Origin of the sequence: Companilactobacillus kimchii DSM 13961 = JCM 10707 (genome assembly GCF_001435445.1) — a bacterium.
GTDB lineage: Bacteria > Bacillota > Bacilli > Lactobacillales > Lactobacillaceae > Companilactobacillus > Companilactobacillus kimchii.
Genome location: NZ_AZDH01000009.1, coordinates 130820 through 154131 on the forward strand (window position 1 = coordinate 130820; position 23312 = coordinate 154131).

A 23312-nucleotide genomic window follows, 5' to 3' on the forward strand; every position below is an offset into this window, starting at 1 on the left:
GGATGGAAAGTATGATACTAGAAAGATCCAATACTATTAATTTGCGGGAATTAAAGTCACAATTAGGGGATTTGGATAACCGACCGGATGTACAGGAACTATCTAAAATGATAAAAATGTATCAACTTTATCAGGCTGGTCAAAAAGAAATCAGTACTAAATTGGAAAATTTGGATTCAGAATTTCAAGTTAATTACGATTACAATCCAATTCATCATATGGAATCACGTATGAAGAAGATTCAAAGTTTGCTCGAAAAGGCTCAACGTAAAGGCTATGATTTAACAGCCGAAAGTATTCAGAAAAACATTTATGATATTGCCGGTATTAGAGTCGTAACTAATTATATTGATGACATTTACAAAATTGAGAAATTATTAACTAGTCAAACTGACGTTACATTGTTGAGACGTAAAGATTATTTGAAACATCCAAAGGCAAGTGGATATCGTAGTTTGCATATTGTTGTTAAGGTACCAGTTTTTCAATCTAAAGGGCCAATTGATGTCCCAGTAGAGATTCAAATTAGAACTGTTGGTATGGATATGTGGGCCAGTTTGGAACACAAATTACGTTATAAAACGGATAGTGACAGTAATTTAGTCGATAAGTATGGCGATCGTTTGAAGGGCTACGCTGACGAGTTAGAAGATATTGAACGTGGCATGCAAGATATTCATAAAGATTTGATTTAGAATAAAGAAGGTATGATATTTGTTGTAATACTAACAAATGTAACTGAAGTATGCTGTCGTCCGTAAAAAATCTGTGGGCCGCTGGAACGTGATGGACAAGACTTCAAGCTAAGTATAATATCACCACTGAGGGCCCACAGATTTTTTACTACCGACTAATTCCCAGGTTCTAATATTATCAGTGTTTTAAAATTCTTAGTTCTATATAATTCAAATAGAAATTTTAAATCAAAAAACAGCCTCATTAAGTATTCAAGACATATGTTCTATATACTTGAGTATCTCTTAATAGAGGCTGTTTTTATTATTCGTATTTTACAATAACTGATAAACAAAGCAGGATTTAGTCCTCCACAACAAGAAAAATGACTCAACCAAGTTTTCTTGCTGTGGAGGATAGCATTGAGAAGTCACTAGTAAAAATAAAGAAAAAATTATTGACTTTGTATTTTTTAAAGTCTAATATAGTTCGCATACGAACAAAAGAGGGAATTAAGATGCTTAATTTTAAAAAGACGATTGTTTACAATATTAGAGATTTATCGAATCATATTTCCCATTATATTCAAAACAATGATGAAAAAAAGGTGGGTGAAAGTGTGTTTGCCACTCACTCAAGTGAACGTATTTCCCGATTGCAAGGTATGACAGCAGGGTATCTATATACTCATCAAGATAGACAGGTTATTCAAAAAGATTTAGAAAAAGGAATGTCTATCAGTAAGTCAACCGCTAGTGGGCTGGTTCAACGTATGGTTAAAAATGGTTTGATCTACACAACGCCCTCGCCTGATGATGCTAGAGTTAAATGTCTTAATTTAACAACTTATGCAAAGAATACTATGTCTGAAATTAACAGTCAAGCTGAAGATACAGAACGACGATTACAGCAAGGTATTTCTCCAGAAGATTTAGCGACCTTTTTTAAAGTTATCGATCAAATAAGGGAGAATACGAAATAAAAAAATTTACAGTTATAGTTCGTATGCGAACCATAGGAGGACTTAATGATAAAACTATTTAAAAGAATTAATAAAAAAGAATATTTAATGATTTTCGTTAGTTTGATTTTCATCATATTACAAGTTGGCTTGGAATTAGAAATTCCTAGTTATATGTCGACTATTACGGAAAGACTGGAAAAACAAGGAACAACTATTAATCAAATTTTACAACCAGGGATGATGATGATTCTCTTATCAATTTTCAGTGTCATTGCTTCAATCGTTGTTGGTTATCTGGCAGCCCACGTAGCCGCAGGATTTACAGCTCGCTTAAGAGGTCAAATTTTTAACCAAGTTATGGATTATTCGACACAGGATATTAAAAAATTCTCTGTTTCAAGTTTATTGACACGTTCGACAAATGACTTAACCCAGCTACAACAATTTATTGCAATGGGACTACAAGTTATTATTAAAGCTCCAATTACAGCTGTTTGGGCAATAACTAAGATTGCTAATAAAGGTTGGCAGTGGACAACCGCTACAGCCGTAGCCGTTATTGTTTTGATCGTGATGTTGACCTTCATTCTTGTTATGGTTCAACCCAAGTTTAAGATGGTTCAGAGTTTAACTGATCGTTTAAATTTAGTGACTAGAGAAAATTTATCGGGTATCAGAGTAGTCCATGCATATAATGCAGAAGATTATCAAAATGATAAATTCAATCAAGCCAATAAGGATCTAACCGAGACTAATCTTTTTGCTAACCGAGTTTTAGCCTTGATGAACCCAGGAATGAGTTTTATTTCAAGTACTCTAACTTTATCAGTTTATGCAATTGGAGCCATCATAATCAATCAAGCAACCGCTAGTGCTACAAGATTGACTTTGTTCAGTAATATGATTGTTTTCTCTTCATATGCCATGCAAGTTATTTTAGGATTCTTATTATTATCAATTATTTTCATCCTTTTGCCACGTGTGACAGTTTCTGCATCCAGAATCAATCAAGTTTTGGATGTGAAACCATCTATCGTTAGTGAAAAGGAAACAACTGAAGATGTTGAACAGATGGGAACCCTAGAATTTAAAGATGTTAGTTTTAGATATCCACATGCTGAAGCCGATGCTATTCATGATTTGAGTTTTAAGGCGAAACAAGGTCAAACTATTGCGATTATTGGTTCTACTGGTAGTGGTAAATCAACTGTTATGAATTTGATTCCTAGATTATATGATGCTACTCAAGGACAAATTTTAGTTGATGGGGTAGATGTGAAAAAATTTGCTACTGAAGACTTGAATAATCGTTTAGGATACATTCCTCAGAAGGCTGTTTTATTCAGTGGTTCAATTCGCTCGAACCTTGATTTTGGACAGACCAATGTTACTGCTAAGAAATCAGATGAACAGATCAATCAAGCTTTGGAAATTGCTCAATCACGTGATTTTGTTGATCAAAAAAAGGATCAACTTGATAGCAAGGTTGCTCAACACGGTGACAATTTCTCTGGTGGCCAAAAACAACGTTTAGCTGTTGCACGTGCTATCGCTAGAAAACCAGAAATCTTACTTTTCGACGATTCATTCTCAGCCTTGGATTATGAGACTGATAAGAGATTACGTACAGCTTTGAAAGAAAAAGCTGCTAAAACAACAAAAGTTATTATTGCTCAAAGAATTAGTACCATTATGGATGCCGATCAAATCATTGTGCTCGATAACGGAAAAGTTGCCGGACAAGGCACACATCAAGAACTACTCAAGAATAATCAGGTTTATCAAGAGATAGCCTACTCACAATTGTCAAAGGAGGAATTGGCTGAATGAAAGTAATTGATGGAATTAAGAAGTATGGCGCTGAATATATCAGACCGTTAATTATAGCAATTGTCTTTGCTATGGCAGGTAGTATCTTCACAATTGTGGGACCCAGTCAATTAAGCAAGATCACTGATTTGATCAGTAAAGGCTTATTTGGAAAAATTAATTTAACACAAGTTATGCATATTGTGGTAATCTTGGCTGCTATTTATGTAGCTGCTGCAATCTTGTCATATGGTCAAGGCTACATTATGGCGACGATCACACAACGTTTTACTCAAAAGTTAAGAACTAAAATAACTGAAAAAATCAATAATCTACCATTACAATACTTTGATACTCACAATGAGGGTGATACATTAAGTCGAGTAACTAATGACTTGGATACTGTTGGTCAATCATTAAATCAAAGTTTAGGATTATTAGTTTCAGCTGTAACATTGCTTCTAGGTAGTATCGTTATGATGTTTACTACTAACATTAAATTAGGAACGACGGCTGTTTTATCAGTATTAGTAGGATTTGCTTTAACAATTCTATTAATTTCGAAATCACAGAGATACTTTTACAATCAACAGAATAAACTAGCTGACGTTTCCGGTTACTTAGAAGAAATTTATGCTGGACATGATGTTGTAAAGACTTATAACTATACGAACCAGGCTAGACAAGAATTCACACAGTTGAATGATGATTTACAAACAAATGTCTGGAAATCACAATTTCTATCAGGAATAATGCAACCATTGATGAATTTCATCGGTAACTTTGGTTATGTGATGGTCAGTGTTGTCGGGGCTGTTCTAGTATTGAAAGGGCAGATCAGTATTGGTGTGATTGTAGCTTTCATGATCTATGTACGACTATTTACACAACCTTTATCACAGATTACACAGGCCTTTACCAGTTTGCAATCGGCTCAGGCAGCTATGAAACGAGTTTTCAATTTTCTCGGTGAAAAAGAGGTTGAAACAGACGATGATAAGCAGACATTATCTGGTACTAAGGGAAATGTTGAATTTGATAATGTTGAATTCGGCTATCTACCTGACCAGAAGATCATTAAGAATTTCTCAATGAAGGCTAAGGCTGGTCAAAAAGTTGCCATTGTTGGTCCGACGGGATCAGGTAAAACAACCACTGTTAATCTGTTGATGCGTTTCTATGATTTAAATAGTGGAAAGATTACGATTGATGGTGTTGATATTAAAGATATGCCACGTTCTGATGTTAGAAATCAATTCGATATGGTATTACAGGAAGCTTGGATTTTTGAAGATACCGTTAGAAATAATTTGGTTTACAATCAAAAGAATATCTCAGATGAACAAATTAAAGCTGCAACTAAAGCCGTTGATTTGGATCACTTTATTGAAACACTACCAAACGGCTATGATACTGTTCTAGACGATTCTGTAAGTCTCTCAGTGGGACAAAAACAATTGTTAACAATTGCGCGGGCTCTGATTAGAAATGCTCCTATGTTGATTTTGGACGAGGCAACTAGTTCAGTTGATACTAGAACCGAAGAACAGATTCAAAAAGCGATGGACGTCTTGATGAAAGGAAGGACATCATTTGTTATCGCTCATCGACTTTCAACTATTAAGAATGCTGATATGATTTTAGTAGTTAAGGATGGTGAAATCATTGAGCGAGGAACTCATGAAGAGTTGATGACACAAAATGGTTTCTATACAAATATGTACAATAGTCAATTTACTAAGGAGTAGTAATTACTGAGATGGGTTTAGACTGCCGTCCTTCACAACAAGAAAATTTGGCTGGAACGCCATGGGCCGACTTAGAGCTAATTATTTCACACTTCGTGCAAAATAATGGATCTCTAAGCTCGACCTTTCCCTAAGCAATAAATTGCTAAGGGAATCTCATGGCTGAGCCAATTTTCTTGTTGCTCCGGACTAAATCCTGCTTTGTTTATCAGTTATCGTAAAATATGAATAATAAAAACAGCCTCTATTAAGAGATACTCAAAATATATAGAATATATATTTTGAATACTTAATAGGGCTGTTTTTTGATTTGAAATTTCTATTTGGATTGTGTAGAGCTAAAAATTTTAAAACATCGATAATAATAGAACAGGGGGAACTAGTCGGTAGTAAAAAATCCGTGGGCCCTCAGTGGTGCAGTTATACTTAGCTTGCGTAGCAAGGTTAGTATAAGACCGATCTTCGAGATCCATAATTTCGCACAAAGTGCGGAATTATTAGCTTGAAGTCGTGTCCACCACGTTCCAGTGGCCCACAGATTTTTTGCGGACGACGGCATATTTCAGTTACATTAGATAAACTATCTTCATAAAAAATATATTATTTTTTAAATTAAAATTCATGTGGAAATAGTGTAACAATAGTCATTTTGACTATATTCCATTATTCCATCCGGTATAGAACAATTGACAGATGTATAAACATATTATAAAATTGCGTCGTTAAGTGAGGATCTATTTAATATTGAGGAGTATTAAAATGAAGGAATGGCAAAAAGAAACTGTTTATCAGATCTATCCGCGCAGTTTTCAAGATTCTAACGGGGATGGTATCGGTGATATCAACGGTATTATTTCGCGTCTCGATTATTTACAAAAACTGGGAATTGGGTTGATTTGGTTAACACCAATGTACCTTTCACCCGGGAATGATAATGGGTACGATATCGCTGATTATTACAAGATTGATCCTGTTTTTGGAACAATGGATGACTTTGAGAAACTACTATCAGAAGCACATAAGCGTGATATTAAGATCATTATGGATATGGTATTGAACCATACCTCAAATGAAAATCCTTGGTTTAAGGAAGCTTTAAAATCAAAGGATAATCCGTATCACAATTACTATATTTGGCGTGATCCTGTTGATGGACATGAACCAAATAACTGGGTTTCAAAGTTTAGTGGTAGTGCTTGGAAGTACGTACCTGAATTAGATCAGTATTATTTACATCTGTATGATGTGACAATGCCCGATTTGAATTGGCGTAATGAAAATTTACGAGCTGAAATTTTTAAGATGTTGACGTACTGGGCTAATAAGGGTATTGATGGTTTTCGTTTGGATGTTATTAACAATATTTCCAAAGATAAGAATATGCCAAACGATACTTTTGATACGCCTTTGGATGATGGACGAAACTTCTATACCAATGGACCACATGTTCATGAATATATTCACGAAATGTACGAGAAAGTTTTTGGACCAAATAAGTTTGTAACGGTTGGCGAATTATCATCAACTCCTATTTCTGAAGCTGTGAAATATACTAACCCTAAACGTCAGGAATTGTCGATGGCATTTACTTTCCATCATGTGAAAGTTGATTATACCAATGGCAAGAAATGGACTTTGGGACATTATAAATTAACTGATTTGACTAGTATTTTGAGTGCTTGGCAAACACAAATGCAACGTCACGGCGGTTGGAATGCTTTATTCTGGAATAATCACGATCAACCACGGGCAATTTCGAGATTTACTAATGATGATGAATATCGTGATCAATCAGCTAAACTGTTGGCAATGGTTGAATTTGGATTGCAAGGAACACCTTATATTTATCAAGGTGATGAAATTGCAATGAAGAATGCTTATTTTACTGATATCAAGCAATATAAGGATCATGAATCAATCAATGCCTATCATGCAATGTTAAAAAATGGGATGTCTGAGGATCTAGCACTTCAAATCTTGCAACAAAAGTCGCGTGAGAATTCACGACTACCAATGCAATGGGATTCGACTAAGTATTACGGGTTTACAACTGGTCAGCCATGGCTAAAACCACAACATCATGATGACTATTCAGTTGAAAAAGTGTTGAAAACGAAGAACAATATCTTCGATTTTTATCGTGCATTGATTTTTCTACGAAAACACAAGACAGTACTTGTTGATGGGGAATACAAGTTACTGAATCCTAAGGATAATAGCGTCTATAGCTATGAAAGATTTAATAATAAGCGTAAAATTTTAGTAATGGCTAATTTTACTGAGCAAGCTCAAGAACGTGATGTAGCTGCTGGTTTCGATTTGATTTTGGGGAATTATGGCGATATGCAGCTCAATCGTGGAAAGATAACTTTGCGTCCATATGAATCAGTCATGTTAGAAAAGAAGTAGATATTTAGTATCTTCGAATAGATGAGGTTGTTGCTTTTAAGCAATTATATTGAGGAGAAATTATGCCAAAAAATTTATATTCAGATATATATCACATATTGAAAGGTGAAATCGATAGTGATGTTTATCCACCAAAAACAATTTTGCCAGGTGAGGAAGAATTATCAGAACGTTTCAGCGTAACTAGAAACACGATTCGCCGTGCTTTGAAAAAACTGCAATCTGAGGGTCTAGTTTACACAGTTAAGGGACGTGGAGTAGTTGTACTAGAACCAGTTACCGACAATCGAATGGTCTTTTCAGCTGCTAATCATTTTGGATTTCAAGATTTGACTAGTTTTCCACAGAATAAGTCAATCAGGGAACTAGCTACAAAGGTTTTAACTTTTGAGGAAGTCGAAATTGATAGTGAATTGTCAGAGCACACTTCTTTTAGCTTAGGTGATATAGCCTATCATGTTGAAAGATTGCGTATGGTAAATGGTAAGGCAATGGCTCTAGATACTAGTTATTTTAGAAAAGAAAATATGCCTAATTTGAGTGAGAATGACGCGCAAAAATCTATTTATCAATATATTCGTGATGAAAATCTCTTTAAAATTGCTGCTGCTCGTTCAGTTGCAACTGTAGAAACAGCGGATGAAAGAGAAACGGATTTGTTGGATTTGGATGAATCTAATTGTGTCGGTGTTTTGAAGAAATATGTTTACACTGATTTGGGAAGTTTATTTGAATGTACGGAAACTAAATATATTCCTAATCATTTCTCATTGGTTGGATTTGAATCATATTAGAAACAAAAAAAGTGAGTACCCACGGAAGGGTTACTCACTTTTTGTTATGATTAGAATTTAATGATTTGATTGAAAATAAAGTTATCAGGAATAAAATGTGATTCAGTATATTCGAATTGTTTGCCATCATCATTAAAGGCAAAGCTAACCATATTGCCAACACAATTATTGATTCCTAGATTGAGATGTTCGTAGTCAATTTGGGAAGCGTGCTCGATTCGTAATTGTCGTTTAACTACGGCAATTTTCATCTGTAAATCTTTTTTTATGTAGTCGTAGATTGAACCTGATGCAATTTCAGGTGTGATTTCCGGAACAATTTGTGCGTTGAAGTAATTGATATCCAAAACAGCACTTTTAGTATTAATTCTACGAATACGTTTGATAGCATAAACGGGAACGCCTACTGAAAAAGATGTTTTTAAATGAAGCTTTTCATCGACAATGATCTGTTGAAAGTCTGCGATAATTGTTTTTCGATCGATTTTTTGGGTACTATTGAGAGATTGAAGACCATTTATTTTTGACAAGCTAAGATTGATTTCTTTAGTTTGAGGGGTTTGTTCTAAAACAACCACGCCTTTACCTTTGACACTGTAAACAAGTCCTTCGTTAACCAGCTGTTTAATGGCCTTTCTGATTGCGTAACGGCTAACGTTGAATTCTTCAATCAGAGCATCTTCAGTTGGCAAACGCATCTTAATGTTGTATTGTCCGCTTAAGACACGCTCTTTTAATATTGTATAAATATCACTGTTAGTAGTTTCAACCATTATTAAATCTCCAATAAATATAATTGATCAATATATACTATTCATATTACATTATATTAAAAATGATTTAAACACGTTACCCTAAAACTTAATTATAAATATAAAGATATATTCCAAAAATCTATGTACTTTATATATCATGGAATATTATTTTAGATCATTCGTTTGCGGATTAATTGTTCTTCAATAAACTTAGCAACTTGTTTACCACCTTCGTTAGAGAGATGGACATGGTCACCATAGTCAAATTCTGATTTAAGTTTATTATCTTCACCAACGAAACCAGCAATATCAATAATATGTGGCATCTTTAATAATTCATGATTAACTGCCAGACGAATTTTTTCTTTTTCTTCTGACCAAGCGAAGACACCACCATTAATATTGCCATAAGCGGGGGTAATGGTCATTGGAACGAAAGTAATACCATGCTTTTTACACTTTTTTCTTAAGGCATGAACGGCCTTGATTAGGGCATTAGCATTAGGTAATTCACTGACTGGAGCACCAGTACCAGGGTGAAGTAAATCATTGACGCCTTCCATGAATATAACTATGTTAGGTTGATATTCTGCAATCATATGGTCAAAACGAGTGAAACCAGCTTCACCAAAACTAGTAGACCATTGTGATGTGCTGTGGCCGGGATGAAGTAGACGGTTGCCTGAGATACCGTAATTAGCAGTGACACAATGGAATTCTTTTTCCAAATCGATAGAAAGAGGGGCAGCATAATTGCCCTGATTAGTTAAAGAGTCACCAAATAAGCCAATTTTCTTATGTGCATGGTCGGTTTTTATTTGAATTTCTGAAATACCGAAGAAATATTTGGTTTCTTTAGGATCAGAGTTCTCAGTCCTAATTAAATCATTGGAAATAGTTAAACCTAACGTGTGAATGGCTTTAGTAGGTGAAATTAGATCAATTGAAAGATAAGATTCAGCTGGTAAGTTGAAATCGATCCAATCAGACCATTCTACTAAGCGAGATTCTACAGCAAAAGATTTTCGACCATCCTTTGTTACTGCAACTTTTTTCTTAGAATCAGTATAAATTTCTAAGTTTTCAATTACTAGTGGCATTTCGCCATATAAATTGTTGAGTTGTAATCGAATTTTTTTGCTGGCAAAAGGTTGGAATATTTCTAAATGTTGATGACCGTTAGCATTAATATGGTCAAGGTTATCGTAGTTGCTGAAATTATGTTTCCATGTGGTAGTTTTAATCATAATAATTCCTTCTTTTTTAAGGGCCTGTATAGTAGTATCATAACATGTTTAAACAGTTATAGTTAAAGATAAAATTGAAAAAATAATGGTATAGATGATTTGTTAGACTTATCTATACCGTGAGTTATAATTACTTATAGTTCAAGTAAATATTTGTTATAACAAATATTGAGTTAAGTTCGGAGGCACGTATATGAAAGAGACGCCCAAATATGTGATTGTGGCGAATCGTTTAAGACAGCAGATTTTGGAGAAAGAATATCAAATCAACGAACAGCTACCACAAGAAACAGCGATAGCTAAGTCACTGAATGTCAGTCGAATTACGGTTCGAAAGGCTTTAGATATTCTGGTAAATGAAGGACTGATCTATCGAATACAAGGTTCGGGAACATTCGTCAAGGATAATCAACCAGGTGAGGGTGTTCAAAGTAAGCAATCTCTAGAAATATTTGATTTTAATAAGTATTCTGTAAAGCTAATTAATTTTGGCGTAAGCAAACCTAGTCCTACGGTAATGGATCAGATGAACATTAATCAATTCGATTTGACCTATGAAATTGAACGTTTGATTATGAATGGTAAGACAATTATTGCTTTACAAAATATTTTTATGCCCGTAAAGATAATTCAGGGAATGCAGATGGGATCCTTAATGGGGTCAATTTATGACTTCATTGAAAAGGAATTGGATTTGAATATTGATAGTGCTATCAGAACAGTTTCCTCGGAAATCTCGAATGATGATACATCTAGAATATTGGACCTATCAAAACCTGAACCTCTATTGACGGTAGAACAGCGTTCATTCCTAGATAATGGGCAAATATTCGAGTATGCGTATACTTACATTCGTTCATCACAATTCTCATTACATGAATCAGTTTAAAACAAGTGTTTGATTTCAGAAAGTGCAAATTTGCGAAAGCAAGTTTGCTTTTTTTTTATCCAAATAATACAGGATAGTGATAGAAAGCCATTTCTTAACGTATATCCTATAAATAGTTCGAGCAAATATTAGTTTAATAAGTGACAACGTGCATTTAATATTTGTTATAACAAATTTAGAATTGGTATTGACTTCAAAAGTATATGCTTTTATACTGAAAGCGTTAACAAATGAAGGGGGTTTCAATATGAAACAATTAAAGATTGCTATCTTTTGTAGTGGGGGATTCTCCACAAGTCTAATTGGTTCAAAGATGCAAAAGGTTTACGACGCTGAGGGTGCTGATGTAAAAGTTGACGCTTACGACTTCGGTATGGTTGATGAAGTTGGTGATGACGTTGATGTCATCCTACTAGCTCCACAAATTGGTTGGGCATACGATCAAACTAAGGAAGCTCATCCAGATACAAAAGTAATTCTATTGACCATGCAACAATTCGGTAGCATGGATGGACAAGTTCTTGTAGATGTATTGAAAGAGAAGGGAATTGGCTAAAATGGGGAAGAGCAAAGGAAGCAGAACACAAAATTTCCAAGCAAACTTTACTAGAGTAGCTGGTAAAATTGCTGCTAATAAGTTGTTATTAACTTTACGTGATTCATTTATCATTGTTGCTGCAACATCAATGATTGCTGGTTTTGCTATTATGATTCAAAATGTTTTCGTTGATCCAACTAATGGTTTGATCTTCGGTAAACAAGGTCTAGGTTTAGGTCGTTTGATCAGTGGTTCATGGTCCGCATGGGCTGCGTCCGGTTTGTTCAAAGGTTTAACGACAACAGGTAATTTGATTGGACTTATTTCAAATGGTTCATTGAATACCTTTGCTGTACTGTTAGTTGTTATTTTTTCACATACATTTTCACGCAAATATTTCCCAAAGAGTAAGGAACATATGACTTCCGTTCTATACGCTCTAGGCGCATTCTTTATCTGTATGCCATGGAAGTTCCAATACACACCTGATGGTGCCAAGAAGCCTATCGATGTTTTGAATTACATGGATACAACGTTCTTTGGTACAAAAGGTGTTTTCGCTGCTTTACTAATTAGTGGATTTGCCGTTTGGATTTATAACAAGGTTCTTGAAAAGAATATTACTATTAAAATGCCAGATTCAGTACCACCAGCCGTTGCACGAAGCTTTGAGTCGTTGATTCCTGGTGTTATTACAATGGGTGTCTTCATTGTTTTGACAGGTTTGAGTACAACATTCACTGGTGAGACAATGCCTGAATTACTTTTAACTGCTTTACAAAAGCCTGCTCTTGCTATTTCTGGTACTGGGTTATTTGCCTTTGTATCACAAACAACATGGAGTTTGCTTCAATGGTTTGGTATTCACCCAACATCAATTTGGGGACCAATCTTTGGTTTAACATGGAATATTAATGATACTCAAAACATGCTAGGTCAAGCACATCATATTTACTCTACATTATTTATGAACTTCTCAACTGTTGCTGCTGGTTCATGTTCAGTATCACCTGTTTTAGCTTTGATTCTATTTTCAAAGAGAGCTGCTGCAAAGAAGGTTTCTAAGATTTCTTTAATGCCCGCAATCTTTAATATTTCTGAACCTGTTACTTTCGGTTTACCAATTATCTTGAATCCTTTGTACTTCATTCCATGGTTAGTAGCTCAACCATTAGCATTCTACATTGGACTATTATTTACAAAACTTGGTTTCATTGGACCTATCGTAAACAATGTTCCATGGACAGTACCTACATTGCTTTCAGGACTACTGTATACTGGATCAATCAATGGATTAATTGTTCAAGCTGTTATCGTTGTCGCTACGACAGCCATTTACTACCCATTTGTTAAGATGGATAACAAGTTGAACCCAGATATTGTTAAAGAAACAGAAATGAACGAAGCTCATAAAGAATCAGAAAAGGAATTAAAGACAAGTCAAGCATAGGAGATGTCATTAACTTGGATGAAAAACAATTAAAACGCGCAATGGAATTGATCTCAGTTGCTGGAACTGCTAAATCAATGTGTATCAATGCTATGAATCAAGCAGAAAAAGGTGAGATTGACACTGCTAGAACAACTTTGAAGGATGCCAAAAAGACTTTACACGAAGCACACAACATTCAGACTAAATGGATGACTGATGAGATGAATGGTGAAAAAGTTGAGAAATCAATTATGCTGATCCATTCTCAAGACCATTTCATTTCGGCTGACATTATGATGACTGTCGCTGAAAAGGTTATTAATTTACATGATGAAGTCTCTCAATTAAAGGCTAAGGAACAAGTAAATGGATAGGACTTTGCAAGTAGACGGAATCTATACAGATAAGATGGTTGTTCCCGAAAATAAGGCTTTTAAGATTAGTGGACGGGCCATTCGTAATACGATCGTCAGTGCAAAAGTATTGGATCGAGTTTTTATTACAAATACTAATGACGATGGTTTATGGACAATTAAGATTTCGGCTCTACCAGAAAAGACAGTTGCCAATATTGTGTTAAAGAATTTAGATGAGACTTTAACCTTAAAAGACGTTAAAACTGGTAAAGTTATTTTACTGACAGGACAATCTAATATTGAATTCAAATTTCGAGATGACGCCGAATATCAGGAACAAATTGATCATTTGAATTTGCAAAATGTTTACTTCTACAATGTTCCACAATTAGAATATCAGGATAATGAAATTAGATTACCCAAAGATTTAACTACATCTAAATGGGTGCTTGCAGACAAAGACACTCTTTGGGAAATGTCCGATATTGGTTATTGGATAGCTAAAGAGTTATCAAAATTGGATCCTGATCAAGTGGTCGGTATTATTGACTGTTACAAAGGTGGAACCTCGATATCATCATGGGTACCAGAAGAAGTTTTGCAGAGTAATCAAGAATTGGTTGATCGTTATGTTGAACCATTTAAAGAAGCTACGACTGGTAAGACTCAGGCTGATTATGATCGTGAGTTTGCTGACTACAATGCCTCAGTGGAAAAACATAATACTGATTTAGCTAAATTTCAAAAGGAAAATCCTCAGGTCTCATTGAGTGATGCCAAGGATAAAGTTGGTCACACACCATGGCCACCTCCAATGACTCCGACTTCTTATTTACGTCCAAATGGCTTGTTTCATACGATGATTGAACAAGTAAGCAATTATTCTTTCAATAAAGTTGTGTGGTATCAAGGAGAAAATGATGCCGACAATCCTGATGTGTATGCCATTATGCTCCGTGGTTTAGTTTCAAGTTGGCGTAAATTGTTCGCTGATCAATCGTTGCCATTTTACATTGTACAATTGCCAGGTTATTATGATGAACCACAAGATGCTTGGGCTATTATTCGACAACATCAATTAGAAATTACGCAAACTTTGAATGATGTTCACTTAGTTTCTATTGCTGACACAGGCGAAAAACATAATATTCATCCTACTCATAAACGAGTAGCAGGAACTAGAATTGGCAAAATCCTCTCAGATAAAAGTTACAATTCAACTCCATATGTTTATCGAAAACAAGTAGTAGGTGATCAATTAATTTTATTTGTTGCTTCAGTAAGTGCCTTGGTTCAACGTGGCAAGGCTGAAATGGAAGTCAGAAAAGCAGGTAAGTGGTCGATACAAGAAGTTTCCGCAGTTGGTAATGTTATCGTGATAAGCAACGCTCAAGATATTGAAAAGATTCGTTATGCTTATGCAAATTATCCAACATGTACCCTATTTAATGAATTTGGTGCTCCACTGGCACCCTTTGAAATGGAGATTGAATAAAGATGAGTAATTTAGGTTTGGTTGATATTGGTGGAACATCTATCAAGTTTGCAGTGATGAAGGATGGTCAACTAGAAAAATTAGAACCAGTTAAAACTCCGCAAACGCTCGATGAGTTTTATCAAGTTTTGACAGCTAAAGTGGATTCGATGAAAGTACAATATCAAATTACAGGTGTCGGTATCAGTTCACCAGGAGCTGTTAATAAGAAGACTGGTGTAGTTGAAGGAGCCTCCGCTATTCCGTATATTCATAATTTTGAAATTCAACAAGCTTTAAGTAAACGTTTTGATCTACCCGTTAGCATGGAAAATGATGCTAATTGTGCCGCTCTGGCAGAACTAGATTCAGGAGCCGGTAAGGATGTTTCAAGTTTGCTGTTTCTAATTATTGGTACAGGTGTTGGTGGTTCGGTGATCATCAATCATCAGATTTGGCACGGCGCACATTTATTTGGTGGTGAGTTCGGTTTTACACTAGTCGATGATAAAAGTACTTTGAGCAATTTGGCTACATCAGTTGGTGTGGCTCAAAGATATAATGCCAATTCCAAACCAGTTACGAATTATAGTGGTAAAGAAGTTTTCGATTTGGCTGATCATGGAGATGTACGCGCACAAAAAGAAGTACAGACGATGTATTACTCCTTAGCCAAAGGAATCTATAACTTGCAATATAGTTTTGATCCCGAATTGATTGTTCTGGGGGGAGCAGTATCTAACAATCCACATCTGATTCCTGAAGTTAATAAAGAAATCGAAAAGATTCGTAAGGTTGTTAAAATAGCTTCAATTAAACCTGAAATCGTACCATGTCACTATACTGACGAAGCTAATTTACGTGGGGCAGCAGTTGATTTTGCCCAAACTTATCCAAAGGAGAATGCTTAAACGATGATAAAATTTCCAGATGATTTTGCCTGGGGAGCAGCTACTTCAGGTCCACAATCAGAAGGTAACTTTCACAAACCTAATCAAAATGTTTTTGACTATTGGTTTGAAAAGAAACCGGATGATTTCTACGATGGGGTAGGGCCTGATGAAGCCTCCAACTTCTATAACGACTATCAAAAAGATATTCCGCTAATGGCAAAGGCTGGTATCAAAGCTTTAAGAACTTCAATTCAATGGACACGTTTAATCAAAAATTTAGATACTGGTGAAGTTGATCCAGATGGTGCTGAATTTTATAATAATGTAATCAACTGTTTGATTGAAAATGGCATTGAGCCATATATCAATTTGTTCCACTTTGATTTGCCGATTCAGCTTTATCAAGAGTTTAGTGGCTGGGAGTCAAAGCATGTAACTGACTTATTTGCTGATTATGCTGAAAAATGTTTCGAGTTGTTTGGTGATCGAGTCAAAAACTGGTTTACATTTAATGAACCCAAAGTTATTTTGGATGGCGAATACTTATATCAATTTCACTACCCATTAAAGGTTGATGGACCAGCTTCTGTTCAAGTTGCCTATAATTTGAATTTGGCATCTGCTAAAGCTATTAAACGTTTCAGAGCTTGGAAAGCAGCTAATAATTCTGATGCTAAAATTGGAACAATTCTGAATTTGACACCGGCTTATCCGGCTTCAAACGATCCAGAAGATGTTAAGGCTGCTAAGTTTGCTACCATGTGGGATGATAATATGTTCTTGGATCCAGCTGTCTTAGGACATTTCCCTGAAGAATTAGTGCAAATATTAGATGATGCAGGTGTACTTTTCCAAAGCACACCAGAAGAATTGAAGTTAATTGCTGACAACACAGTCGATGTTTTAGGAGTTAATTTCTATCATCCTGAACGAGTCCAGAGACCCAGCGTTTCTCCAAAGAGTCTTCAAGATTGGATGCCTGATATTTACTTTGATAATTACGAAATGCCTGGTCGAGTTATGAATGTCGATAAGGGATGGGAAATTTATCCACAGACACTTTATGATATTGCAATTAATATTCGTGATAACTATAAAAACATTCCATGGTTCGTTTCCGAAAATGGTATGGGCGTCTCAAGAGAAGAGCGTTTCATGAAAGACGGCGTTATTCAGGATGATTATCGAATCAATTTTATTCATGATCATTTGGTTCAATTACACAAAGGTATCGAGGCTGGTTCTAACTGTCACGGTTACTTTGTTTGGACAGCAATTGACTGTTGGTCATGGAAGAATGCTTACCGTAATCGCTACGGTTTGATTCGCGATGATATTCATACGCAAACGAAGACATTGAAAAAATCAGGACAATGGTACGCTAAGATTAGTGCTGATAACGGATTTTAAAGAAGCCGGTTAGGCTAGTAAAATAAAAACGACCTCTATATAAGAGATTCAAGTAAAGGATATATCTTGAATACTTAATGGAGGTTGTTTTTTTGTAATTAATCATGAAAAATCCTCTAGTTTATATTCAAACTAGAGGATTTTGATATCTATTTAGTTGTTGTTGTAGGATTTGCAGTTAATGTCCAAGTCACTACGGCATTCATGTTTTTAGATGATTTGTCATAGCTGTAGTCAGAATTTTTGGGGAGGGTCATACTTGCTGAATCGGGTGTATTAAATTCAGCTTTAATAACACCAGGATTGTATGAGCCCTTTTTTAGATCCATAACAGTTGAAGTGGTGCTAGCGTTTGAAGCTAAAGAAGCAGCTTGAGTTGAAAGAGAAGCGGAGCTGCTAGATACGTTATTGTTATTAGAATCCAATAAAGGCATAGAACTTAAATCCAAAATAGCATCAAGTGATGTGTTATCGGCTCCAACTAAAGATCCCATTTTAGCTGATAAATTGAATCCGGGAATATCTTCTTTAGAAGTTAAATTACGTGAATCAGTGACCTGTAAAAGTCCCTTGCTGTTACCATCTTCAACAGCATTAGTCATACCAGTCGTATCAGGTGTGTTATTTTTCAATTTAGCTGTTGTACCTAAGGCAATATTACCAAAATTGAAATCAGGTACGGCATCAAGTGTTAAATAACCTGAAAGAACAGTCACAGTAACGGTTGAGGTCTTTGAATCAGCTATGGTTGAATCATTGGCTGCTAATGAAGTAACAACGGAGTCGGATTTATCAACACTAAATGCATCAGCTTCGGCAGCCTTAGTAGTTGTTAGGGGAGTTAAAGACAAACTAAGACTTGTCAAAGCTAATAGACGAATGATATTTTTTAAGAATTTCATTAGCTAACCCCCTAACTGTGATATTCATGAAACTATTTCATACTTAGAGTCTATCAAAAGAAGCCAGACGGTTTGTATCTAAATTTATAAATGTTTTTTATCTAAATTGAATAATGGTTATAAATAAAAATAAGACCGTTTTTATAAAAAAATGTAAATGGATGTATTCAATGTTTAGACAGTTATATATATTAAAAGTTCTTTATTTCTAAACTTTCAAACGATTTATTAATAGATATGGTAATCTAGAGATATTAAATGTAAACGATTGCATTAGGAGAGAGAAAAATGAAAGATGTTGCTTTAATAGATGTTGGTGGTACTAGTATTAAATACGGATTATGGGATAGCAAAAATGATCAATTGGTCGAAAAGGGTGCTTTTGATACGCCGAAGGATCTTGCAGGTTACTATGCAGGTTTGACCGAAGTAATTAAGAATTTCAAGTCTAATCATGAATTAGCGGGAGTGGGAATGAGTACTCCAGGAGCAGTCAATAAGGAAACTGGTGTTATTGAGGGTGCCAGTGCCTTGCCTTATATTCATAATTTTAAAATACAAACTGAATTGGAAAAACGCTTTGGCCTACCAGTAAGTATGGAAAACGACGCTAATTGTGCCGCTTTGGCAGAAATGGATCGTGGTGTAGCTAAAGGGTTAAAGAATTTGATCTTTATCGTTATTGGTACAGGAGTCGGCGGTTCAGTTATCATGGATGGACATGTTCATCATGGAAAACATCTTTTTGGTGGTGAATTTGGTTACACCATTGCAGAAGGATACAAGACATTAAGCAACGTTGGTACAGCTGTGTCACTAGCTAAACGTTACAATGATGCTAAAGGAACTAACTATTCGGGAAAAGATATATTTGATTTGGCTAAAAATGGTGATGAGTTAGCCCAAGAGTACGCTGATGATTTATATCATCACTTAGCTGTTGCAATTTATAATCTACAATATGGTTTTGATCCGGAGATGATCGTATTAGGTGGAGGAATTTCCCAATCAGATACGTTAATACCTAATATTGAAAAAGAAATCCAGATTATTTTAGATAAAGTAGAGATTGCTCCATTTATGCCAGTGATCAAAGCATGTAAGTACCGTAATGATGCCAATTTAATTGGTGCTTATGTTGATTTCAAACAAAGCATTTAGTGTTTAATCTATAACCTTTTCGTCCCGAGAACAGAAGAGATGTTCATATCAACCAAGTTTAATTGGTTAATTGTGAACATCTCTTTTTTATTGACCGATAAATTTGCACAGTAAGGTAATTTCTTAAAGTAGTTCAACGAAATGAGTTTGTCATTTATTTCAAAAATACCAAAATAAAGAAATATGATAATTGTGATTTTTGTTATTTTAAACAAATAAAGCAAAAAATATATCGTTACAATGTAAACGATTTATCTTACAAAAATGTCACATGAGACTAACACTTTAGTAATTGTGACCATCATTCATTTACTTTTAATGAGGGTTGTTCATAATAAAAAACGGTAAAGCAATTCTTTATTGAAATTTTTGGAAGAATGAAAAGTGTTTTTTATTGAGAAAGCTTGCCGATTACAAAGCGTATATTGTGGAAAGTTAAAGTTATTTCAATTATAATAAATTTGTTTAAACAGATAATCCGGTAATCTTATGTCGGCGTTGCGATTGGTCAAAAAGTAATAAATTTCTTTATAAAAAAAGCCTCAGTATGATAGTAAAGATTTTATTATAATGTTTATACAAATGATATAGAAATAACAATAATCAATTATTTAGGTTCATTTCTTGGTTTGACACCATTTATATTGAATGGTTAGATAGTTTTCGCATAAAGCAAACTCTTTTTAACGAGGTGTTAATTATGAAAAATAGTTTACTTGTTTTCCTAAAAAAGCCAGCAACGGTTTTTGTTATTAAGACAGTTGTATTTTTCGCTATTTTCTTAGTGCTCTTATATATATATGGGTATAACGGTGTTGGTAGTGCCAAATTTATTTACAACGAATTTTAACGGGAGAAGGTAATATTAATGAATAAAATCATTGAAAAAATAACCACCGTCGCATTACAAAACCCTGACAAAGTTTGCTACAAGAATGGGTCGGAGACACATACTTATCAAGAATTAATGCAACAATCAGACCGTGTAGCAAGTTTTATACAGGACAAATTTCTTCCTGCTAAAAGTCCACTCATCATTTACGGTGGACAACAATTTGAAATGTTAGTAATGTTCTTAGGTTCAATCAAAGCCGGACATGCATACATTCCAGTTGATGATGGTTCAGATCCACAAAGAATCATTCAAATTAATTCGGTTGCCAAGCCTTCTTTGATCCTTAATTGGAGTGACACAACAGATTTTGGAGTAGACACTCCACAAATAACTAAAGCTGAAATATCCAATGTACTAACTTCTGACAACAACATTTATGACAGTAATCGTAGTGTTGGATTAGATGATAATTTCTATATCATTTTTACCTCAGGAACTACAGGTACTCCTAAGGGCGTACAAATTAGTACGAACAACATTTTAGATTTCGTTCAATGGGCTGAGAAGGAGTTCAACTATTCAGATAAAATGAATATGTTATTGCAGGCACCATTTTCCTTCGATTTATCGGTTTTCGATATTTATCCAGGCCTGATGAACGGTGCTACATTAAATGTAGTCGATAAGGATACAACTAAGAACTTTGGTAAACTGCAAGAGGCCATCATTGAATCAGATTTCAATACATGGGTCTCAACACCATCATTTTTTGAAATGTGTCTGTTATTTAGAGGTTTCGATGAGGAACACATGCCACAATTGAACAAGTTTATCTTCTGTGGTGAAGAGTTGACTCATGCAACTGCTAAAAAATTGTTGAAGAAATTCCCTAGTGCTGAACTTTACAACACTTATGGTCCAACTGAAAATACAGTTGCAATTACATCAATCAAGATTGATCAAGATGCATTAGAGAAATTTGATCGTCTACCAATTGGTTATTTGAAATCAAATATGGATCATCAAATTATCGGTGCAATCGATGAAAAAACTGGCTTGATGACAGGTGAATTACTAGTCAGTGGTCCAGATGTATCAAAGGGTTATCTCAATAATCCCATTCAAACTGAAAAGGCTTTTGAAGAAATTGACGGTAAGATGTTCTATCATACTGGCGATATGGTCAGTGAAGCCGATGATGGTTTGTTGTTCTATCATGGTAGAACTGATTTCCAAATTAAGATGCATGGTTACAGAATTGAACTAGAAGAAGTGGATTCAATGCTTGGTAACCTAAGACAGGTAAAACAATCATGTACAGTTCCTTTGTATAACAATAAGAAACAAGTAAGTAAGATGATTGCTTGTATCGTTTTGGAAGATGAATTTAAAGATAATGATGCGAATGATTTAAATTCTGATATTAAAGACTCATTAAGAGAAACGACAATGGAATATATGATTCCTAACGTCTTGAAGTTTGTAGAGCAACTACCAATTAGCAAAAATGGAAAAATTGATAGAAAGACTTTAATAGGCCAGATTAATGAATAACATTACACCCTATAGCAGTCCACATTATTTTATCTATCTAATGTTGCTCTTGTTACCAATCATGATTGGTTTATGGTTTGGTAAACGTTTCAGAGTTTATGATTTTATCGCAACAGTCATTATCTTAATAATCACATTCTTTGGTGGCAATATGTCCCAAGGAATCTCATTGATTTTCTATGTTCTTTACGAAATGTTATTAGTGTTTACGTATCTGTCGTATCGTAAAAAACACAATAATTTCTGGATTTTTACCAGTTATGTTGTATTGGCAATTATTCCTCTAGTTTTCGTAAAGCTAGATCCACTTCTTAAGAATCAAACAATTTCACTATTTGCCTTTTTAGGTATCAGTTATTTAACGTTTAAAGCTGTTGAAATAATTATGGAAATTCGTGATGGTGTTATTAAGGATATTAAGCCATATGAATTTGTTCGTTTCTTACTATTCTTCCCAACCATCTCATCTGGACCTATTGATAGGTTTAGACGTTTCCAAAAAGATGTTATGAATGTTCCTAGTCGTGATGAGTATGTTGAGCTTTTGCACAGCGGTGTTAACAGATTGATGCAAGGCTTGTTATATAAATTCATCATCGGATACTTCTTTGGTACATTATTGTTGCCAAAGGTTCAGATTTTGACTTTATCTTATAAAGGTCAGACGCCGTTAGGACTTTCTTGGGCACTAGTAGCCTACATGTATGTATATAGTATGTATTTATTCTTTGACTTTGCTGGTTACTCACTCTTCGCTGTAGCAATTAGTAATTTCATGGGTGTAAAGACACCAATGAACTTTAGAGCTCCTTTTAAATCTCACAATATTAAGGACTTTTGGAATAGATGGCATATCACTTTATCATTTTGGTTCCGTGATTTCATCTACATGCGTTTAATGTTCACTGTGATCAAACATAAATGGTTAAAGAATCGTGTCACAATTGCTAATGTTGGTTACATTACTTTGTTCCTGATTATGGGATTCTGGCACGGTGAAACTTGGTACTACATTGTTTATGGTATTTTCCATGCCTGCGCAATGATTACCAATGATGCTTGGTTAAGATATAAGAAGAAGCATCGTAAGCAAATTCCAAGTAATAAGTTTACAGAAGCATTTGCTATCTTCTTAACATTCAATGTTGTATGTTTCAGTTTTATGATTTTCTCAGGTATTTTAGATAAATTATGGTTCGTTTAATTTAAATTTAGGAGAGTTTATTATGGATGATATTAAAGAAAAAATCGTAGGTATTTTACAAGATGTTACTGGCCTAGACAATGTCGGTCAAGATGCTGATCAGGATCTATTTAAAGATGGTGTTCTAGATTCAATGGCAACAGTAGAAGTTTTAGTAACACTCCAAGATGATTTCGGAATCCAAGTACCAGTTTCAGAATTCGACCGTTCACAATGGTCAACAGTTAACAAAATTGCTCAACGTGTACAAGAATTGGAATAGA

Annotated in this window: 21 protein-coding genes; 18 read left to right on the forward strand and 3 right to left on the reverse strand. The window is 34.8% G+C overall.

From position 1 onward, the window contains the following. Nucleotides 1-11: 11 nt before the first annotated feature. The 6 genes from FC97_RS04935 to FC97_RS04960 all read left to right on the forward strand — a co-directional run bounded on the left by FC97_RS04935 (nucleotide 12) and on the right by FC97_RS04960 (nucleotide 8399). Nucleotides 12-695, forward strand: a complete 684-nt coding sequence (locus tag FC97_RS04935; protein ID WP_054642905.1) for a GTP pyrophosphokinase — start codon at nucleotides 12-14, stop codon at nucleotides 693-695. A gap of 365 nt (nucleotides 696-1060) precedes the next feature. Beyond that, nucleotides 1061-1657 carry a MarR family winged helix-turn-helix transcriptional regulator gene (locus FC97_RS04940; RefSeq protein WP_054642879.1) on the forward strand — a complete coding sequence of 199 codons (597 nt, stop codon included), beginning with the start codon at nucleotides 1061-1063 and terminating at the stop codon, nucleotides 1655-1657. A 45-nt stretch (nucleotides 1658-1702) separates the two neighbouring features. Then, nucleotides 1703-3469 (forward strand): ABC transporter ATP-binding protein, encoded by a 1767-nt coding sequence (locus tag FC97_RS04945; RefSeq protein ID WP_054642880.1) that lies wholly within the window; start codon nucleotides 1703-1705, stop codon nucleotides 3467-3469. Then, on the forward strand, nucleotides 3466-5196 hold the full coding sequence (locus FC97_RS04950; RefSeq protein WP_054642881.1) for an ABC transporter ATP-binding protein: 1731 nt from the start codon (nucleotides 3466-3468) through the stop codon (nucleotides 5194-5196). The genes FC97_RS04945 and FC97_RS04950 overlap by 4 nt, the downstream gene beginning before the upstream one ends. Before the next feature lie 759 nt (nucleotides 5197-5955). Next, entirely contained in the window at nucleotides 5956-7605 is a 1650-nt protein-coding gene (locus tag FC97_RS04955; RefSeq protein ID WP_082397529.1) for an alpha,alpha-phosphotrehalase, read from the forward strand. Between the two features lie 62 nt (nucleotides 7606-7667). Then, nucleotides 7668-8399 (forward strand): GntR family transcriptional regulator, encoded by a 732-nt coding sequence (locus FC97_RS04960; protein WP_054642882.1) that lies wholly within the window; start codon nucleotides 7668-7670, stop codon nucleotides 8397-8399. 50 nt (nucleotides 8400-8449) lie between these two features. On the opposite strand, the gene FC97_RS04965 is transcribed toward FC97_RS04960, so the two are convergent. Both FC97_RS04965 and FC97_RS04970 read right to left on the reverse strand, forming a co-directional pair. Beyond that, nucleotides 8450-9172, reverse strand: a complete 723-nt coding sequence (locus tag FC97_RS04965) for a UTRA domain-containing protein (RefSeq protein ID WP_054642883.1) — start codon at nucleotides 9170-9172, stop codon at nucleotides 8450-8452. 152 nt (nucleotides 9173-9324) lie between these two features. Continuing rightward, a complete protein-coding gene (locus FC97_RS04970) occupies nucleotides 9325-10401 on the reverse strand; it encodes a GDSL-type esterase/lipase family protein (protein ID WP_056967887.1) in 1077 nt (358 codons plus the stop codon). A 193-nt stretch (nucleotides 10402-10594) separates the two neighbouring features. On the opposite strand from FC97_RS04970, the gene FC97_RS04975 reads away from it, so the two are divergent. From FC97_RS04975 to FC97_RS05005, 7 genes are all read left to right on the forward strand, one after another. After that, complete coding sequence (locus FC97_RS04975) at nucleotides 10595-11290, forward strand: GntR family transcriptional regulator (protein WP_054642886.1); 696 nt, start codon at nucleotides 10595-10597, stop codon at nucleotides 11288-11290. Between the two features lie 247 nt (nucleotides 11291-11537). Then, complete coding sequence (locus FC97_RS04980) at nucleotides 11538-11846, forward strand: PTS sugar transporter subunit IIB (RefSeq protein ID WP_054642887.1); 309 nt, start codon at nucleotides 11538-11540, stop codon at nucleotides 11844-11846. 1 nt (nucleotide 11847) lies between these two features. Then, on the forward strand, nucleotides 11848-13278 hold the full coding sequence (locus tag FC97_RS04985; RefSeq protein WP_054642907.1) for a PTS sugar transporter subunit IIC: 1431 nt from the start codon (nucleotides 11848-11850) through the stop codon (nucleotides 13276-13278). A 14-nt stretch (nucleotides 13279-13292) separates the two neighbouring features. Then, nucleotides 13293-13634, forward strand: a complete 342-nt coding sequence (locus FC97_RS04990) for a PTS lactose/cellobiose transporter subunit IIA (RefSeq protein WP_054642888.1) — start codon at nucleotides 13293-13295, stop codon at nucleotides 13632-13634. Then, nucleotides 13627-15111 carry a sialate O-acetylesterase gene (locus FC97_RS04995; RefSeq protein WP_054642889.1) on the forward strand — a complete coding sequence of 495 codons (1485 nt, stop codon included), beginning with the start codon at nucleotides 13627-13629 and terminating at the stop codon, nucleotides 15109-15111. Before FC97_RS04990 ends, FC97_RS04995 begins: the two co-directional genes overlap by 8 nt. Nucleotides 15112-15113: 2 nt before the next feature. Next, nucleotides 15114-16001 (forward strand): ROK family protein, encoded by an 888-nt coding sequence (locus FC97_RS05000; protein ID WP_054642890.1) that lies wholly within the window; start codon nucleotides 15114-15116, stop codon nucleotides 15999-16001. 3 nt (nucleotides 16002-16004) lie between these two features. Continuing rightward, nucleotides 16005-17393: a glycoside hydrolase family 1 protein gene (locus FC97_RS05005; protein ID WP_056967889.1), complete on the forward strand. Its 1389-nt coding sequence runs from the start codon at nucleotides 16005-16007 to the stop codon at nucleotides 17391-17393. A gap of 149 nt (nucleotides 17394-17542) precedes the next feature. On the opposite strand, the gene FC97_RS05010 is transcribed toward FC97_RS05005, so the two are convergent. Further along, nucleotides 17543-18295 (reverse strand): WxL domain-containing protein, encoded by a 753-nt coding sequence (locus tag FC97_RS05010; RefSeq protein ID WP_054642891.1) that lies wholly within the window; start codon nucleotides 18293-18295, stop codon nucleotides 17543-17545. A 288-nt stretch (nucleotides 18296-18583) separates the two neighbouring features. On the opposite strand from FC97_RS05010, the gene FC97_RS05015 reads away from it, so the two are divergent. The 5 genes from FC97_RS05015 to dltC all read left to right on the forward strand — a co-directional run bounded on the left by FC97_RS05015 (nucleotide 18584) and on the right by dltC (nucleotide 23311). After that, nucleotides 18584-19456, forward strand: coding sequence for an ROK family protein (locus FC97_RS05015; RefSeq protein ID WP_054642892.1), 873 nt, complete (start codon nucleotides 18584-18586; stop codon nucleotides 19454-19456). A gap of 700 nt (nucleotides 19457-20156) precedes the next feature. Next, the gene (locus FC97_RS05020; protein WP_025085928.1) at nucleotides 20157-20306 is read left to right on the forward strand and encodes a teichoic acid D-Ala incorporation-associated protein DltX; all 150 of its coding nucleotides are present in this window, start codon (nucleotides 20157-20159) and stop codon (nucleotides 20304-20306) included. An 18-nt stretch (nucleotides 20307-20324) separates the two neighbouring features. After that, a complete protein-coding gene (gene dltA / locus FC97_RS05025) occupies nucleotides 20325-21845 on the forward strand; it encodes a D-alanine--poly(phosphoribitol) ligase subunit DltA (protein ID WP_054642893.1) in 1521 nt (506 codons plus the stop codon). Further along, nucleotides 21838-23049, forward strand: coding sequence for a D-alanyl-lipoteichoic acid biosynthesis protein DltB (gene dltB / locus FC97_RS05030; RefSeq protein WP_056967891.1), 1212 nt, complete (start codon nucleotides 21838-21840; stop codon nucleotides 23047-23049). Before dltA ends, dltB begins: the two co-directional genes overlap by 8 nt. Before the next feature lie 22 nt (nucleotides 23050-23071). Next, nucleotides 23072-23311, forward strand: a complete 240-nt coding sequence (gene dltC, locus FC97_RS05035) for a D-alanine--poly(phosphoribitol) ligase subunit DltC (RefSeq protein ID WP_371125783.1) — start codon at nucleotides 23072-23074, stop codon at nucleotides 23309-23311. The last annotated feature ends 1 nt before the right edge of the window (nucleotide 23312 follow it).